Below are 15,068 nucleotides of genomic sequence, written 5' to 3'. Positions count from 1 at the left end.
CCCGAAGCCATGATCTTGTTTATTCTGCGCCGTTTGGCGAGCGCCGTGCCGACTTTGTTTATCGTCGTCACGATTTCGTTTTTCCTGATGCGTTTTGCACCGGGCGGTCCGTTCAACCTCGAACGCCCCCTGCCGCCGCAGACGATGGAAAACCTGATGAGAACCTATCATCTGGATGAGCCATTGTGGCGCCAGTATCTCATCTATCTCGGCAATGCCGTCACCGGCGATTTCGGTCCGAGCTACATCTACAAGGACAACACCGTCGCCCAGTTGATCGGCAAGGGTCTGCCTTATTCGCTGGAGCTCGGTTGTTATGCTCTTTTGCTGGCGCTGGTCGGCGGCATTCTTGCCGGCACCTTTGCCGCGCTCAGGCAGAACAGCGCCTTCGATTTCTCGATCATGTCCGTCTCTACCGTCGGCATCACCGTGCCGAACTTCGTTGTCGCGCCTGTTCTCACGCTGATCTTCGCGGTGTTGCTCGGGCTTCTGCCCGCGGGCAGCTGGGGTGATGGGTCGCTGCGATATCTCGTTCTTCCGATGATCGCGCTGGCTTTACCGCAGCTTGCGGTCATCGCGCGTCTGACACGCGGTGCGATGATCGAGGCTCTGCGCATGGACCATATTCGCACCGCCAGGGCTTATGGCCTTCCAGCGCGCAGCGTGGTGGTGGTTCACGCGATGCGGGCGGCGATGTTGCCGGTCGTTTCCTATCTGGCGCCCTGTGCCGCAGCACTGCTGACGGGCTCGGCGGTCATCGAGACGATCTTCACCATTCCCGGTGTCGGCCGCTACTTCGTTCTTGGCGCGATCAATCGTGACTACACGCTGGTCATGGGAACCGTTGTTCTCGTCGCCATTTTCGTCATCCTGTTCAATCTCGTGGTCGATATTCTCTACGGCCTGCTCGATCCGAGGGTCAGACATGACTGATATCTCCGGCAACATAGCCCCTCAATCGGTGAAAAGCCGAAGCCTGTTCCAGCTTGCAGCCCTGCGTTTCAGACGAAACAAGGCCGCCATGGCCGGCTCCATCATGCTCGTGCTGATCACACTGTTCTCATTTATCGGCCCGCATTTCCTTTCACACCTATGATCAGGTGTTTTCGTCCTATGTCTCCGTCGCGCCAAGCCTCGAGCCACGCCCGGACGTCAACAACCTCCAGAGCGTCATGGAAGGTGTGGCAGGCCGCGCCCGCGTGGAGCTGAAGGAGTTTTCCGTCGAAGGGCAGACCTTCACCGCAACCGTCACCTCCAGCGGCCCGATTGACCCGCGCACGACACGTTATTTCGACCGCGCCAACGAATTCGAAAACACGAAGGTCGTTGCAACGGAAGATGACGGTCGAACGCTGAAGCTGGAAGGCGATGTAAACCGCGAATACTTCTTCTTCGGCACGGATTCCAACGGTCGCGATATGCTGGCCCGCGTCATGCTGGGCGGTCAAATCTCCATCGCCGTCGGCATTCTCGCCAGCCTCGTTTCGCTCGGCATCGGCGTTCTCTACGGCGCAACGGCGGGATACATCGGCGGGCGCGTCGACAATGTGATGATGCGTTTCGTCGAAATCCTCTATTCGCTGCCCTTCGTCTTTCTGGTTGTCGTTCTGGTGGTCTTTTTCGGCCGCAGCTTCATCCTGATCTTTCTGGTCATCGGCGCGGTGGAATGGCTGGATATGGCGCGTATCGTGCGTGGCCAGACGCTTGCGTTGAAAAGGCGGGAATTTGTAAGCGCCGCCCAGGCCCTGGGTTTGAGCGACTGGCAGATCATCCGACGTCACATCATCCCCAACACCATTGGCCCGGTGGTCGTGTTCGTCACGGTTGTCGTACCCAAAGTCATTCTTCTGGAAAGCTTCCTATCCTTCCTCGGTCTTGGCGTGCAGGCGCCATTGACGAGCTGGGGTGCGCTGATTTCCGAAGGTGCCAACAATATCCAATCGGCCCCGTGGCTGCTGATATTCCCGGCAATCTTCTTCGTGCTGACCCTGTTTTCGCTGAATTTTGTGGGCGATGGGTTGCGTGACGCACTCGATCCCAAGGATCGTTGACATGAATACGACATCTGAAACCATCCTCACCGTCCGTAATCTCAAGGTCGATTTCACCACGCCTGACGGCACCGTAAACGCCGTCAAAGGCATCAATCTTGACGTCAAACAGGGTGAAACACTTGCTGTCGTCGGGGAATCCGGTTCCGGCAAAAGCCAGACCATGATGGGCATCATGGGATTGCTTGCATCCAACGGTGTCATCCAGGGTTCGGCTGAATATCGTGGACGCGAGTTGATAAACTTGCCGGTCAGCGAGCTGAACAATATCCGCGGCGCGAAAATCACCATGATTTTCCAGGAGCCGATGACCTCGCTCGATCCTCTCTACAGGATCGGCACGCAGATCGCCGAGCCGATCATCCACCATAGGGGCGGCAGTAAAAAGGAAGCCCGTGCTCGTGTTCTGGAGCTCCTGAAGCTTGTGGGAATTCCCGACCCGGAGCGGCGTATCGACAGCTATCCGCATGAACTTTCCGGTGGTCAGCGCCAGCGCGTCATGATCGCCATGGCTCTCGCGAACGAGCCGGACATTTTGATTGCGGATGAGCCAACCACCGCGCTTGACGTGACGATACAGGCGCAGATCCTCGACCTTCTGAAGTCGTTGCAGCAACGCTTCGGCATGGCCATCGTTCTAATCACGCACGATCTCGGCGTTGTCCGTCATTTCGCCGATCGCGTCGCTGTCATGCGCCGCGGGGAGATTGTCGAATCCGGCACGACGGAAGATATCTTCGAGCGCCCGCAGGCGGACTACACCAGGATGCTTCTCGATGCAGAACCCAGCGGGCACAAGCCGTCGGTAGGCGACGCGGCGCCGGTCGTCCTGTCCGGCCAGAACGTGACGGTCGATTATAAAATTCCGGGTGGCTTCCTGTCGAAGTCGAGCCATTTTCGGGCTGTCGACAGCGTCAATGTCAACCTTCGCCAGGGACAGACCATCGGCATCGTCGGTGAATCCGGATCGGGCAAGTCAACACTCGGCCGCGCGCTTCTGCGTCTTGCACATGCAAACGGCCGCATTTTCTTCGGCAAGACGGAAATCACCAGTCTTGACCGAAAGGCCATGCGGCCGTTGCGGCGGCATTTGCAGCTTGTGTTTCAGGACCCCTATGGGTCGCTTTCGCCAAGACAGACGGTCGGAGAGATAATCACTGAAGGTCTGTTCGTACACGAGCAACAGCTGAGCCGACCGGAGCGGGACAAGCGGGCAATCGAAGCACTGAAAGAAGTCGGTCTCGATCCGGCCGCCCGCAACCGCTACCCTCACGAGTTTTCAGGCGGACAACGTCAGCGTATCGCAATTGCCCGTGCCATCATCCTCAAGCCCGAGGTCGTCATTCTTGACGAACCTACATCTGCGCTGGACCGATCCGTTCAAGGACAGGTTATCGACCTGCTGCGTGATCTGCAGAAGGCGCATGGCCTCTCTTACATCTTCATTAGCCACGACCTTTCTGTCATCAAGGCCATTTCGGATTACGTCATCGTCATGAGAAACGGGAAGATTGTGGAGGAGGGAGAAACGGACGCCATATTCACGAGGCCGACGGCTGAATATACCGAAACACTCATCAAATCCGCGTTTTCAGCGGAAGTGACACCATAGATTATCGCCCGGCCGCGCCGGGCGCTCTCTGGCTCTGTTACAGAAAAATCCAATTGTTGGGAGAAGTCTTATCATTCCGCGGCCACGCAATATTTGCGTGAGTTGACCAACGTCCTGGTGTGAAATCGAATCCGGTCACAGACGCGCCTGGCGCATTTCATGCCCTCCCCTTACCGCCCCTGCAACACTTGGCGAAACCGCGCGTTATAAGGGGCAGAAACTATCAAAATGCCGGGGGCAACATGGACGACAAGGTGAGCATTCCGAGGATCAACCGGCTCGTGTTGCAAAACCTCATAGCGGGCCTCAGCGACGGGTTGATCCTGCTCGAAAGCGACGGAACAATCACCTGGGCCAACAAAGCGGCACTTCAGATGCACCGTCTTGAGACGATCCCGGAGCTTGGAGAGGATGCCGCTGCCTACCGCCGAAATTTCACGCTTCGATATCGCAACAACCATCTTCTCGATGAAGGGCAATACCCGCTGGAACGGCTTCTGGCGGGCGAAACGTTCGAAGATGTGACGGTGCAGATATCGCCGAGTGGCGATGAAGCGGAATGCTGGATCCACGCGGTGCGAGGCCTCATTCTTGAAGATGCAGGTGCAAAGCCGGACGTTCTCGTGCTGATTATCCGGGACGAAACGCCGCGTTTCGAGGCCGAGGCACGCTTCGAGAGCGCCTTCAACGCCAATCCGGCACCGGGACTGATATGCCGGCTGGAGGACAAGCGCTTCATCCGCGCCAATCAGGGCTTCCTTGAAATGACAGGGTTCAGCCGTGAAGAGATCATCGGCATCAGTGTCGAGGAACTCGGCCTGTTTTCCGAATGCGACACCGGTGAGGACGCACTGACAAAGCTGGAGGACGGCCGGCTTATTCGCCAGCGCGAAGCGCTGATACCTATCCCCGGAGGCGACAGGCTGGTTATCGTCGCTGGCGAAACGATCGCCGTTGCCGAAGAACCATGCATGCTGTTCACTTTCGCCGATCTGGATGGCCGCCGCAAAGCCCAGAACGCTCTGCGACAAAGCGAGGAACGCTTCTTCAAGTCCTTCCGCCTGTCCCCTGTCCCGGCAGCGATTTCGAGGCTCGACGACTTCGTATTTATGGAAGTCAATGACGCGTTTCTGGTCCTGTGTGGGCGCAATGAGGCCGAAGTCGTGGGCAAGACCGCCAGCGAATTGCGGCTATGGGAGGACGCGGGCGCGCGCCGCGACCTCGAAAAGCGGCTGAAGGACAACATCCCCATCCGCGATGAAAACATGCGCATGAATCTTGCCGGTGGCGGCATGGCCGAGTGCATCATTTCCGCCGAACGCGCCGAGATCAACGATCAGCTCTGTGTCATCTGGGCGATACAGGATGTTACGGAGCGGCGCAGAACCGAGAACGAACTGATCGAAGCGATCGAAAGTGTCATGACCGATACATCCTGGTTCAGCCGCACGGTGGTCGAGCGGTTGGCCGGGCTGCGGCAGAACTCGCGCGGTGCAACGTCTTCCACCTCCCTCAAGGATCTGACGGAGCGCGAGGAGCAAATCCTGTCACTGATCTGCGATGGTTGCAGCGACAAGGAAATGAGCGACAGGCTGAACCTGTCCAAGCATACGATCCGCAACCACATCGCCTCGCTCTACGGCAAGATCGGTGTGAACCGCCGCACCGCCGCCGTTATCTGGGCGCGCGAACGCGGTTTTACCGGTCGGAAGGAAAAATAACGGCCGCCTTTACGAAAATAGGTCAGTTAGTACCAGTTCAACTAGTAGCTAATGCTCTGCAATGGGCAGTTTTTCCGGCCTACCTTTCCATCATGCCGTTAGCAACAGCGGCGTCGTTTCTAACGATGGAAGGAGTTCGTCATGGACAATAACCGTATCGAAGGTGTCGCCCGCCAGGCAAAGGGCACGATCAAGGAAGCCGCCGGAAAGATCATCGGCAACGACAGGCTTCAGGCGGAAGGCAAAGCCGAGAAGCTGGCTGGCCAGGTACAGGAAAAGCTCGGCCAGGCGAAGGACGCCGTCAAAAAAACCCTCAAGTGAACCACCAATGTTCACGGCAGGAGGTTTCACCATGATGCTTGCATATGGACCGGCCCCGGCAGCAAGCTGCAATCCCCGCGAAGTCAGCCTGTGCGCCGCGCTGCAAGCCGTCATTGCCTATGCGGACGGGCAGGAAAAAAGCTCGATCTCCGTCACCTCCGTCGAGGGCCGCATCGTGCTCTCCGGCGAGGTGGAAACACTCTCTGCCTTCGAACGCGCGGTCATCATCGCAGAATGTTTCGCGTCGCGCCCCATCGTCGCCGATCTGGCGATACGGCAGCGGCCCCACACCTATCTGGATGCACCGTCCCGGCGCATCCATCTTGCGAACAACAACAGGAGTGACAAACAATGAAGACTTTCGTTCTCGCAACCGCGATTGCAACGCTGGCCCTCGCCCCGATTGCTTCCGCCGAAACGAAACACGGTGCAAAGCGCACCACGCAAACCGTGCAGAAGGAACGCGTCGGCACGCTGTCCTGCGAAATCGCTGGCGGCGTCGGGCTTGTGGTCGGTTCCAGCAAGAGCGTTGCTTGCGAGTTCCGCCAGCGCTCCGGCAAGACCGAGCGTTACACCGGCACGATCGGCAAGCTTGGTCTCGATATCGGTGTGACCGGCAAGACCTATATGAGCTGGATCGTGCTGAACACCGCAGCCAGCCGCGTGGGTGACGGTGCGCTGAGCGGCGATTATGTCGGCGCTTCCGCAGGCGCCTCTGTCGGCGTGGGCGTCGGCGCCAATGCACTGATCGGCGGCAATGCCAAAAACTTCGCGCTTCAACCGCTCAGCGCCGAAGTCGGCACCGGCGTCAACATCGCCGCAGGTGTCTCGCACCTGCAGTTGAAGCGCGCAGGCTAAACCAGAGTTCCGGCGGCGAGCTTCAACGACGGTTGAAGATTGGTCCCAAGGATCTCGCTCAAGGCCCAGCCCGTCAAGGCTGAGCCTAATGATGCCTTTGGCGCCGATGACCTTCGGGGGGACGGTACGCTAACTGGCAGGCTGCTGACCGACTACTTGTGGCGGTCGAGCGCCTGCCTCTCCGGCCTCGCCGAAGCTACTGCCCCTCCCCAAACCTTACGGCTTTGGGATGACAGTTGCGAGCTTGCGAAACGGCGACAGGATTTCGAGGCGGCTTGGCACGCCCCTGGCGATGCTGATAATCGATCCGGGACCGATCTTTACCGGATCGGCTTCGGCCTGCGAATACATCGCCTCGCCCTCGACGACGACGAAGGTTTCCTCAAGGTCGCGACCCGGATAGTTGTAGATGCCGGGCTCGGCCTTCCAGACTGCGACGATCGTGCCGTTTTCGATCTGGTCCTGCCATATCTGGCGACGGTAGGAACCGCCGTCCCGGCCTTCGGCCGGCATGGCCGGAACAAGATCCACATCATCGGAAATATTGAAAATCGGCATCGTCATGGGAATTCTCCTTGCTGTGTCTGTTGATGGCTCGCACGGACCTCATGGCCGTGCGCCGGTGTCAGGCATGGGGTGGCAGTTCCACGCCTGCCAGTTTCGTGGATATGTTGTCGCGCAGCCGGTAATAACGCAGCATCATGGCTGGCGCGAAACCCATGTAGAAGGGAGCGGCCTTCAGCGGCTCCAGCTTCAGCGCCAGTTCGTTTTTCGGCTTGCCGAGCGCCCATTCCGAAAGAATGGAGCCGAGCATCGAGCCGGTCGGCACGCCGCGACCCGAAAGGCCGGTAAGCGCCACCACGCCCGGCGCGAGATCATAAAAGCGTGGAACGGTGCGATATTGCATGTCGAGTTCGCCGAACCAGAAATAGTCCCAGCGGATCTCTTCCCGTAGCTGAGGATGCAGCCATTTGAGCCGTTCGCTCATGACCTGCCTCGTATAGGCCATGTCGCGGCCGCGGCGTCCCATTGGAAACATCGAAGCGACGATCCGGCCTTCGGCATTGTATTTATAGACATAGATGTCACCGCGACCATCGTGGATCGTGGTGTTCTGCGGCAGGACAGTCCGGCGTGTCTCTTCCGACAGGATTTGCGTCGCGGCAACGAACACACGCTGGATCTTAAAAGTACGGTCGAGTTTGGGCCAGCCGCCAACGGTATAGGCGCCGGTGGTAAAGATCACTTTCGACGCAACCACTTCTCCGCGATCTGTGGTCACTTTCCAGCCGCCACTCGTGTCACGCACGCAACCCGTCACGGCCGAGCCGGTGAATATCTTCCCACGCTCCTGGATAACGGCCCGGGCGAGACCTCGGGCATAACCGAGTGGATTGAGGTGTCCCGCCTCCTCATGCAGCCAGCCGCCATGGAAACGCGGACTGCCAGTAACCGCGGCCACCTCGTCGTGGCCCAGAAGCCGGGTTTTCGCGCCCACCGCATTATAGGTCTCGACCTTGCGTCTGATCTCGTCCATGGCGCCTTTGTGCGGCGCGCCCATCACATAGCCGTTCTGTATCCATTCGCAGTCAATCTGGTAATCGCGGATCATGCTTGAGACGCGGTCATTCGCCCGCGTTTGCCGTTCGATAAGCCGTTCCGCCCAGGGTTCGCCCAGCATCCTGCGCAGCTCGGGCAGGCTGTAATGGGTAAAAGTGGGCGTGCAATGTCCGGCATTGCGGCCCGAACCGCCGAACCCGACCTCCTGCCGCTCCAGAAGCACGACATTGATGCCGGTTTTCGCAAGCTCCAATGCGGTGGTCAGACCGGTATAGCCTGCGCCGACGATACAGACGTCAGCCTGAACACGACCGGAGAGAGGCTCCGTCTGCGGCGCGGACGCCGCGGTCGCATACCACAGCGTCACGTCAAAGGGTGAGAACGAAACCATCCTCTGATACCCCTCAGTTCAGGTCGCTGCGGGCATCGAGCGCATCACGAAGCCCGTCGCCGATGAAATTGAAGCTGGTGACGGCAAGCGTGATGGCAACGCCAGGTACGATGGCGAGCCAGGGAGCCTTGTCCAGATATTGCTGGGCTCCGTTCAGCATATTGCCCCAGCTCGGCAGCGGCGGCTGAATGCCATAACCGAGGAAGCTGATATAGGCTTCCAGAAGAATGGCGCGCGCAACGGTCAGGGTGGCGGCGACGATGATGGGGCCGACCGCATTCGGCAACAGTTCCCGGAACATGATCCAGCCATTGGGCAGGCCGAGCATGCGGGCTGCCATGACGAAGTCGCGTTCGCGCAAAGACCGCACTTCCGCTTCAACCAGACGGGCAATCTCCATCCAGCTCGTCACCGCAATGATAACCGTGATCATGAACGGGCTCGGCTTGACGAAAGCGGCCAATGCCAGAAGCAGGAAAATGCTGGGGAAAGACAGGAATGCATCGACGAAACGCATCAGTATCGCGCCGATGCGACCGCCGTAATAACCGGCGACGACGCCGATGACGGTGCCGATCATCGTCGACAGCACCATGGCGAAGAAGCCGACCAGCAACGAGATGCGACCGGCATTGAACAGGCGCGCGGCTATGTCGCGCCCGAGCGGATCCGTACCGAATATATGGTAGCCGGTCATCGGCGGCGCAAAACGGGCACGCAGATCGATAAACAATTCGTCGTAAGGCAGAAGATACGGCCCCACGACACAGGCGAAAATCATGATGGTGATCATGATGAGGCCAAGCACAGCCAGCTTGTGGCGGGCAAAACGACGAAGCGTGCGGTTCTGCCACCAGTGGAAGCGTGGCACGGCCTGCGAGGGATGGAGTGTTGCAGCGGACATGATCTTTCCTTCGGTTGAGTGCGGCATTCGTCGATCTGGCCCTATCCGAGACGGATACGGGGATCGACGAGAGCGACCATCAGGTCAGCGAGCAAGCTGCCGAGCAGCACGAGGATGGCGGAAAACATCAGAAGCCCCATCACAACAGGATAGTCATGGTAACCGAGGCTATCGAGGAACAGGCGGCCCATGCCTGGCCAGGTAAAGACGGTCTCCGTTACAAGGGCGCCGCCGAGGATTGTCGGGAGCTGGAGACCGGCAAGCGTGATCATCGGGAGAAGCGCATTACCGACGACATGTTTCATCAGAACCCGGCGTGGGGTCAGCCCCTTGGCGCGGGCGGTGCGGACGAAATCCTGATTGATGACGTCAAGCGTTGCAGTCCGCATATAGCGGCTCCAGACGGCGATGTTGACGAGGGCGAGCACGAGGCTCGGCATGATCAGGTGAATTGCATAGTCGTAAAAGGACTGGTCGCCGATCGTATACATGTTGCCCGCTGGCAGCCATTTCAGTCGCAGCGCAAAAACATAGATGGCAACGAGGCCGAACCAGAAGGTGGGAATGGAAAGCGCCACCATTGCGCCAACCGTCGCGGTGTAGTCGAACAGCGTATAACGTTTGGTGGCCCCTTTGATACCGATCCAGGTGCCGACAAGGATCGATACGACGGTTGATGAGACCATCAACAGCAAGGTCGCAAACAGATGTCCGGAGATGATGTCGAGCACCGGACGCTGGTCACGATAGGATTTGCCCCAATCGCCCTGCAGCAGACGCCAGACCCATTCGAGATATTGAACCGGCAGGGGTCGATCGAGACCCATCTGGTGGGCGATGCGATCAAGCGCCTCCCGCGTCATGCCCGGCGTCAGGGCAAATTGCGACAGCGGCCCACCGGGCGCGAGATTGAGGATCGCAAAACCAATGATCGAGACAAGCAGCAGAAGCACGAGGCTCTGCCATATCCGATGGAGAAGAAAGGTCAGCATGATGAGACTCCAGGTCGCATCGTGGAAACGGATAGCAACCATCCACGAATAGCCGTTAGAGTGCCGGCTGCTTCAAAGCCGGCACTTCACATGGATCGGGCACGAAGCCCTGTCTGCGGCAGGCTCTATGCCAGACGCCAGGTCGCAACGTTCCAGGTATCGATGCGGTTATTGACGTTTGGCTTCACGTTTTCGACGCCCTGCTTGTGACCACGCACCGTTGCGTACTGGAACAGCGGCAGCAGCGGCAGTTCCTTGCGCATGATCTCCTGGATCTTCAGATAGACGGCTTTGCGCTCCTCCGGCACGAAGATACTGCCACCCTTGGCCAGAAGATCATCGACGTCCTTGTTGACGAACTGCCAGGTATTCTGCCCCGAGCCGCCTTTTGCAGCACTCGACGTCGAGCGGAAAAAGTCGGAAGTATCGGGATCGGGGCCGGTCAGGAAATCGAGGCCGACGATAACCGAATCGAACTTCGACAGCATCCAGTAGTCACCCCACATGACAGCCGGCGGCAGGTTCGAGATGGTCATCTCCACGCCGATATCCTTGAAGGATTGCTGCATGTATTGCTGGACCTGTTCGCGAATGTGATTGCCAGCCGTTGTGGAGCAGGTGAAAGCAAGCTTCACGCCGCCCTTGGCGCGGATACCATCGGCACCGGCCACCCAGCCCGCATCATCGAGCAGCTTCTTTGCTTTCTCGATGGAATATTCGTGTTTGGGAAGATCGGGATTGTAATAGAACGACTGCTGCGGAACATAGCTTTCGGTGGGTGTTGGCAGCCCATAATAAAGCGCTTCGATGATCGACTGCTTGTCGATGGCCGCATAGAGCGCCTCTCTCACCGCCGGATCCTTGAACTGCGGTCGCTCCATGTTGAACGAGAGGGATTCGATCGTCGAACCCGGTACGACGTTGACGACCTTGCCGGCTAGATCCTTGGCCTCGTCATAATGGTCGGGCGTGATCCATTGCAGCCCGACGACATCGATATCGCCGGTTTTGAACTGGGTGTACATGACATTCATATCAGGCACATATTTGTAGATCAGACGTTCGATATGCGGGCCATCGCCGAAATAATCGGTATTGGCTTCGAGCAGGATATAGTCGCCCGCAACGCGTTCCTTCCACTTGAAGGCGCCCGTTCCAACCGGCGCGTTGTTATAGGCGGCGGTGTTGCGGTCGGCTTCCGCGCCCAGCAGATGCTTCGGCGTGATGAAGGTGGAGGCAAGGATCGACGGATAGGGCGCGAAGGGCTTTTCCATCTTCCAGGTGATTTCCGTCGGCGATACCACCGTCAGATCACGCACGAATTCGTGGCCAGTCTTGCGCCACGAACGGAAGTTCGGATCGACAAGAAGTTCCAGCGTGAACTTCACGTCCTCGGCGGTGAACGGTTTGCCGTCGTGCCACTTGACGTCGTCACGCAGCTTGACCTTCCAGTTGAGACCATCGGCGGATATGCCGCCATTTTCAACCGTCGGCACCTCGGCGGCGAGCGCCGCAACAAACGCGCCTTTCTCATCGACATAAAAGAGTGGGTCGAAGATGCTGAAATGGATGCCTTCGTCGACTTCGATATGCGGCATATGCGGATTGAAGACGGTAGGCTCCTGCGAGAAACCGACCGTGAGCTGGCCCTTGGCGTCTTTACCCTGCGCCATGGCGCGGGAAAAACCCGGAAGACCGGAAAGGACGACGCCGGATGCGCCGAGCGCCAAAAGGCCGAGTGCCTGACGGCGGGTGGTGTTGATAAGCGGCTTGTTCTGGTCGGACATTTTTAGTTCCCCTTGATCCGATGGTTGAACACGACGATTATTTTTGCTTCCGCCTCTTTGGGCGGTACTACTCCCATCAGCAGTTGCCTGCCTCATGCTTCAAAAGATCGGCGGCACCGGACCGCCGGGCTTCTCATTTCAAAAGCCGCTGACCAGTTCGATCTTCGAACCGTCGCTAAAGCGGCTGAAACGGAAATCACGACGATCGACGATCGGATTGCGGCCCGTGACGATATCGGCCATGAGTTTTCCCGCCGCCGGGCCGATGCCGAAGCCGTGGCCGGAAAAGCCGGTTGCGACATGGAAACCCGGAATGGCGTCGATATTGTCGATGACCGGAATGGCATCGGGCGTCACGTCGATCATGCCTGCCCAGCGCTGCGAGATCTCGGCCTTTTCGAACACCGGAAAGGCCTGCTTCAGCTTCGCGAAGGCGCCGTCCGTCATGCCCATCGACGGAACGGGATCGAGCACGCGGTTATATTCGAAGGGCGACGGTTCATCGAGCGCCCAGCGGCGCGGAATGCGCCATTCATCGTAAAACCGGCCGGTCAGGCGCAGGTCGAGCGAACGCCACTCATGCCGCAGCGCCGGCAGGAATTTCAGTGCATAACGGAAAGACGCGGGCACGATGTCGACGATATTCTGGAAGCCGTTTGCGATGGTATATCCGCCGTCAAGACGCTTGCGGATCGCAAAACCATTCGACCAGATGGCCTCTTCCGGCCCACCCTCCAACGGCTTGGTGCGCAGCACGGAATTCATGACCTTCAGCTGCGGCAGATCGAGGCCGTTATTGCCGAGAAACAGGCTGGACCAGGCGCCACCGGCCATCACCGCCGCCTTGCAGGCGATTTCACCGCGCTCCGTCACAACACCCGACACCTTGCCGCCGGAAAGCTGGAGACCGCGCACGGCGCATTCCGTCAGGATGAAGGCGCCCCGGTCGCGGGCAGCTTCGGCGATGGCGGGGGCGGCCCGTTGCGGCTCGGCACGGCAGTCGCCCGCAGTGTAAAGCGCCCCGGCAACATTCATGTTCGAGCCCGGATACTTCGACTTGAATTCCGCCGCGCTCAGCATACGGCTTTCAATCTGGTAACCTTCCAGATTGCGGTTCCAACGTTCGTGCTCGGCAAATTCCTTGTCGTTGGCGCAGGTGAAGACGATGCCGGAACGCTTGAAACCTGTCTCCCGTCCGGTGCGACGGTTGAGGTCGGCCCAGATACGCAGTGACTCAGCCATCAAGGGTATTTCGCGTGGATCGCGGCGGGAAATACGCACCCAACCCCAGTTGCGGCTCGACTGTTCGTGGCCGATCCCGCCCTTTTCGCAAAGCGCGACCCGCAGCCCCTGATCGGCAAGTTCAAGCGCGGTGGAGGTGCCGATAATGCCACCGCCGATGACGACAACGTCTACCTCTTTCGGCAATTCCGCATCACCGTGAACGGGAACGACATAAGGACCGGGCATGTCAGAAAAACTCCTCAAGCTGGCAATTGATGGCGAATTCGGCGACAGAAGCCTCGTTCGGTAGGGACAGCAGCATGGCAATGATGCGGGCAAGATCGGCAGGCTGGGTCATTTGATCCACCGGCCGTTCGGATAAGGCCGTAGCCATGTCGGTGGCAACAAAACCCGGACATATGGCGGTGGCGCGCACGCCTCTGTCGAAGCCCGCCTGCCGTATGGCATGCGCAAGCGCGACGGCGGCGAATTTGGAGAGCGAATAACTGCCGGCCGAGGCAGACTTCACCCGCTTTCCCGAAAGCGAGGCGAGGATGATTACGCGGCCACGGCCGCTTTCGCACAACGCTTCCCAGGCGGCCTTCACCAGCCGCCGCGGCGCCTTGACGTTGACCGCAAACATGGCATCGATGTCGTCGTCATCCGCTTCGATCACTGTCTTCGGGATCATGATGCCGGCATTGGCCACGACCGCGTCGATGCGTCCAAAACGCTGAAAGGCATCGTCCACCCAGTGCTTTTCTGATGCGACATCGTTGGCGTCGTAACCGGCAAGATGGACCTGTTCTTCTTGGCCCACAGCCCATTGCGGCAACACGGGGCTGCGCATGCCAAGTGATACCAGCCAGCCATCGGCAAGAAGCGCTGCGGCGACGTGGTCACCTATGCCTCTGCTTGCGCCGGATATGAGAGCAACGCGTTTTGTCGTGTAATCGGTCATTCACGCCCCACAATGTGACGGTAGGCGCGACGCAGTATGTCGATCACCTGCTTCTGTTCGTCTTCCGGAATGAAACTGAAGAAATCGCGCGATTGCTGCGGAACGATTTCCCGGATTTTCGCCGCGAGTGCCGCGCCGGTCTCGGTGATGTAAAGCTCCTGCGCGCGGCTATCCTCCTGCGACACTTCCCTGCGGATCAGGTCATGGGAGACCATCTGGTCAATGACCCTGCCCATGGCCGAACGGTCCCGCATCGTCACATGCGCGATAACGGAGGGGCGGATGCCCGGATAGTCATCGACAAGCAGCAAAGTCGTGATCTTTCCAGTACCCTTGGCCACATCCAGACCTTCCAGCCGGGTATCGAGATCACGCGATACGGCAAGGTTGATCGTGCGGATGTAGAAGCTCAGCGTGTCTTCAAGCACGTCGAGATTGATGTCTGTCGGCGATATCGGCGGTTTTGCAGTTGGTTTGGACATGAAGTTTCCGTTCGAATGGTCAAAGGACAGCATTTGCGGATACGCTTTTCGGGCGTGCCACAGTGCAGGTTTTCCGGCCATGTCGTATTGCAGTTTTGTGACTATATGAAATGACAATTAGTGGATAAACGCAACTATTTTTTACGGAATATTCTGAAAATTATTATTTAAAACAGACACTTAATCGAACAAGCTAAAGTGCCG

At 58.6% G+C, this 15,068-nt stretch carries 14 protein-coding genes and 1 pseudogene; 7 read left to right on the top strand and 8 right to left on the bottom strand.

Annotation, left to right across the window (positions count from 1 at the left end; translation table 11 throughout):
- The first annotated feature begins 9 nt into the window (after window positions 1-9).
- From oppB to RBH10_RS09725, 7 genes and pseudogenes are all read left to right on the top strand, one after another.
- Window positions 10-933 carry an oligopeptide ABC transporter permease OppB gene (gene oppB, locus RBH10_RS09755; RefSeq protein WP_045022787.1) on the top strand — a complete coding sequence of 308 codons (924 nt, stop codon included), beginning with the start codon at window positions 10-12 and terminating at the stop codon, window positions 931-933.
- Window positions 926-2,051: pseudogene (locus RBH10_RS09750) on the top strand (ABC transporter permease). Before oppB ends, RBH10_RS09750 begins: the two are co-directional and overlap by 8 nt.
- A 1-nt stretch (window position 2,052) precedes the next feature.
- Window positions 2,053-3,663, top strand: a complete 1,611-nt coding sequence (locus RBH10_RS09745) for an ABC transporter ATP-binding protein (protein WP_281039714.1) — start codon at window positions 2,053-2,055, stop codon at window positions 3,661-3,663.
- 242 nt (window positions 3,664-3,905) lie between these two features.
- A complete protein-coding gene (locus RBH10_RS09740; protein WP_281039713.1) occupies window positions 3,906-5,384 on the top strand; it encodes a PAS domain S-box protein in 1,479 nt (492 codons plus the stop codon).
- A 141-nt stretch (window positions 5,385-5,525) separates the two neighbouring features.
- Window positions 5,526-5,705: a CsbD family protein gene (locus RBH10_RS09735; protein ID WP_045022715.1), complete on the top strand. Its 180-nt coding sequence runs from the start codon at window positions 5,526-5,528 to the stop codon at window positions 5,703-5,705.
- A gap of 7 nt (window positions 5,706-5,712) precedes the next feature.
- Window positions 5,713-6,060 (top strand): BON domain-containing protein, encoded by a 348-nt coding sequence (locus tag RBH10_RS09730; protein ID WP_281039712.1) that lies wholly within the window; start codon window positions 5,713-5,715, stop codon window positions 6,058-6,060.
- Entirely contained in the window at window positions 6,057-6,563 is a 507-nt protein-coding gene (locus RBH10_RS09725; protein ID WP_045022717.1) for a DUF992 domain-containing protein, read from the top strand. Before RBH10_RS09730 ends, RBH10_RS09725 begins: the two co-directional genes overlap by 4 nt.
- Window positions 6,564-6,779: 216 nt before the next feature.
- On the opposite strand, the gene RBH10_RS09720 is transcribed toward RBH10_RS09725, so the two are convergent.
- The 8 genes from RBH10_RS09720 to RBH10_RS09685 form a co-directional block, all read right to left on the bottom strand.
- The gene (locus RBH10_RS09720; RefSeq protein ID WP_281039711.1) at window positions 6,780-7,127 is read right to left on the bottom strand and encodes a hypothetical protein; all 348 of its coding nucleotides are present in this window, start codon (window positions 7,125-7,127) and stop codon (window positions 6,780-6,782) included.
- 61 nt (window positions 7,128-7,188) lie between these two features.
- A complete protein-coding gene (locus tag RBH10_RS09715; RefSeq protein WP_281039710.1) occupies window positions 7,189-8,514 on the bottom strand; it encodes an FAD-binding oxidoreductase in 1,326 nt (441 codons plus the stop codon).
- 13 nt (window positions 8,515-8,527) lie between these two features.
- Window positions 8,528-9,418: an ABC transporter permease gene (locus tag RBH10_RS09710; RefSeq protein ID WP_045022723.1), complete on the bottom strand. Its 891-nt coding sequence runs from the start codon at window positions 9,416-9,418 to the stop codon at window positions 8,528-8,530.
- Window positions 9,419-9,459: 41 nt separating this feature from the next.
- Window positions 9,460-10,410, bottom strand: a complete 951-nt coding sequence (locus RBH10_RS09705; protein WP_045022789.1) for an ABC transporter permease — start codon at window positions 10,408-10,410, stop codon at window positions 9,460-9,462.
- A 125-nt stretch (window positions 10,411-10,535) separates the two neighbouring features.
- The gene (locus RBH10_RS09700) at window positions 10,536-12,197 is read right to left on the bottom strand and encodes a peptide ABC transporter substrate-binding protein (protein ID WP_281039709.1); all 1,662 of its coding nucleotides are present in this window, start codon (window positions 12,195-12,197) and stop codon (window positions 10,536-10,538) included.
- Between the two features lie 138 nt (window positions 12,198-12,335).
- Window positions 12,336-13,667, bottom strand: coding sequence for an FAD-binding oxidoreductase (locus tag RBH10_RS09695; protein WP_281039708.1), 1,332 nt, complete (start codon window positions 13,665-13,667; stop codon window positions 12,336-12,338).
- Window position 13,668: 1 nt separating this feature from the next.
- Complete coding sequence (locus RBH10_RS09690) at window positions 13,669-14,382, bottom strand: SDR family NAD(P)-dependent oxidoreductase (RefSeq protein ID WP_281039707.1); 714 nt, start codon at window positions 14,380-14,382, stop codon at window positions 13,669-13,671.
- Window positions 14,379-14,864: a MarR family winged helix-turn-helix transcriptional regulator gene (locus RBH10_RS09685; RefSeq protein ID WP_045022790.1), complete on the bottom strand. Its 486-nt coding sequence runs from the start codon at window positions 14,862-14,864 to the stop codon at window positions 14,379-14,381. The genes RBH10_RS09690 and RBH10_RS09685 overlap by 4 nt, the downstream gene beginning before the upstream one ends.
- Between the last annotated feature and the right edge of the window lie 204 nt (window positions 14,865-15,068).

This window comes from Rhizobium sp. AN73, assembly GCF_030757975.1.
Lineage (GTDB): Bacteria > Pseudomonadota > Alphaproteobacteria > Rhizobiales > Rhizobiaceae > Agrobacterium > Agrobacterium arsenijevicii.
The sequence above is the reverse complement of the archived record's forward strand: the minus strand, read 5'-3'. Positions and strand labels throughout refer to the sequence as shown.

Excerpts from the sequence above, each read along its gene's own strand:
- RBH10_RS09720 (WP_281039711.1), bottom strand. The coding sequence starts at position 7,127 with ATGACGATGCCGATTTTCAATATTTCCGATGATGTGGATCTTGTTCCG.
- RBH10_RS09725 (WP_045022717.1), top strand. The coding sequence starts at position 6,057 with ATGAAGACTTTCGTTCTCGCAACCGCGATTGCAACGCTGGCCCTCGCC.
- RBH10_RS09695 (WP_281039708.1), bottom strand. The coding sequence starts at position 13,667 with ATGCCCGGTCCTTATGTCGTTCCCGTTCACGGTGATGCGGAATTGCCG.
- RBH10_RS09715 (WP_281039710.1), bottom strand. The coding sequence starts at position 8,514 with ATGGTTTCGTTCTCACCCTTTGACGTGACGCTGTGGTATGCGACCGCG.
- RBH10_RS09740 (WP_281039713.1), top strand. The coding sequence starts at position 3,906 with ATGGACGACAAGGTGAGCATTCCGAGGATCAACCGGCTCGTGTTGCAA.
- RBH10_RS09710 (WP_045022723.1), bottom strand. The coding sequence starts at position 9,418 with ATGTCCGCTGCAACACTCCATCCCTCGCAGGCCGTGCCACGCTTCCAC.
- RBH10_RS09735 (WP_045022715.1), top strand. The coding sequence starts at position 5,526 with ATGGACAATAACCGTATCGAAGGTGTCGCCCGCCAGGCAAAGGGCACG.
- RBH10_RS09700 (WP_281039709.1), bottom strand. The coding sequence starts at position 12,197 with ATGTCCGACCAGAACAAGCCGCTTATCAACACCACCCGCCGTCAGGCA.
- RBH10_RS09705 (WP_045022789.1), bottom strand. The coding sequence starts at position 10,410 with ATGCTGACCTTTCTTCTCCATCGGATATGGCAGAGCCTCGTGCTTCTG.
- RBH10_RS09745 (WP_281039714.1), top strand. The coding sequence starts at position 2,053 with ATGAATACGACATCTGAAACCATCCTCACCGTCCGTAATCTCAAGGTC.
- RBH10_RS09685 (WP_045022790.1), bottom strand. The coding sequence starts at position 14,864 with ATGTCCAAACCAACTGCAAAACCGCCGATATCGCCGACAGACATCAAT.
- RBH10_RS09730 (WP_281039712.1), top strand. The coding sequence starts at position 5,713 with ATGTTCACGGCAGGAGGTTTCACCATGATGCTTGCATATGGACCGGCC.
- RBH10_RS09690 (WP_281039707.1), bottom strand. The coding sequence starts at position 14,382 with ATGACCGATTACACGACAAAACGCGTTGCTCTCATATCCGGCGCAAGC.
- oppB (WP_045022787.1), top strand. The coding sequence starts at position 10 with ATGATCTTGTTTATTCTGCGCCGTTTGGCGAGCGCCGTGCCGACTTTG.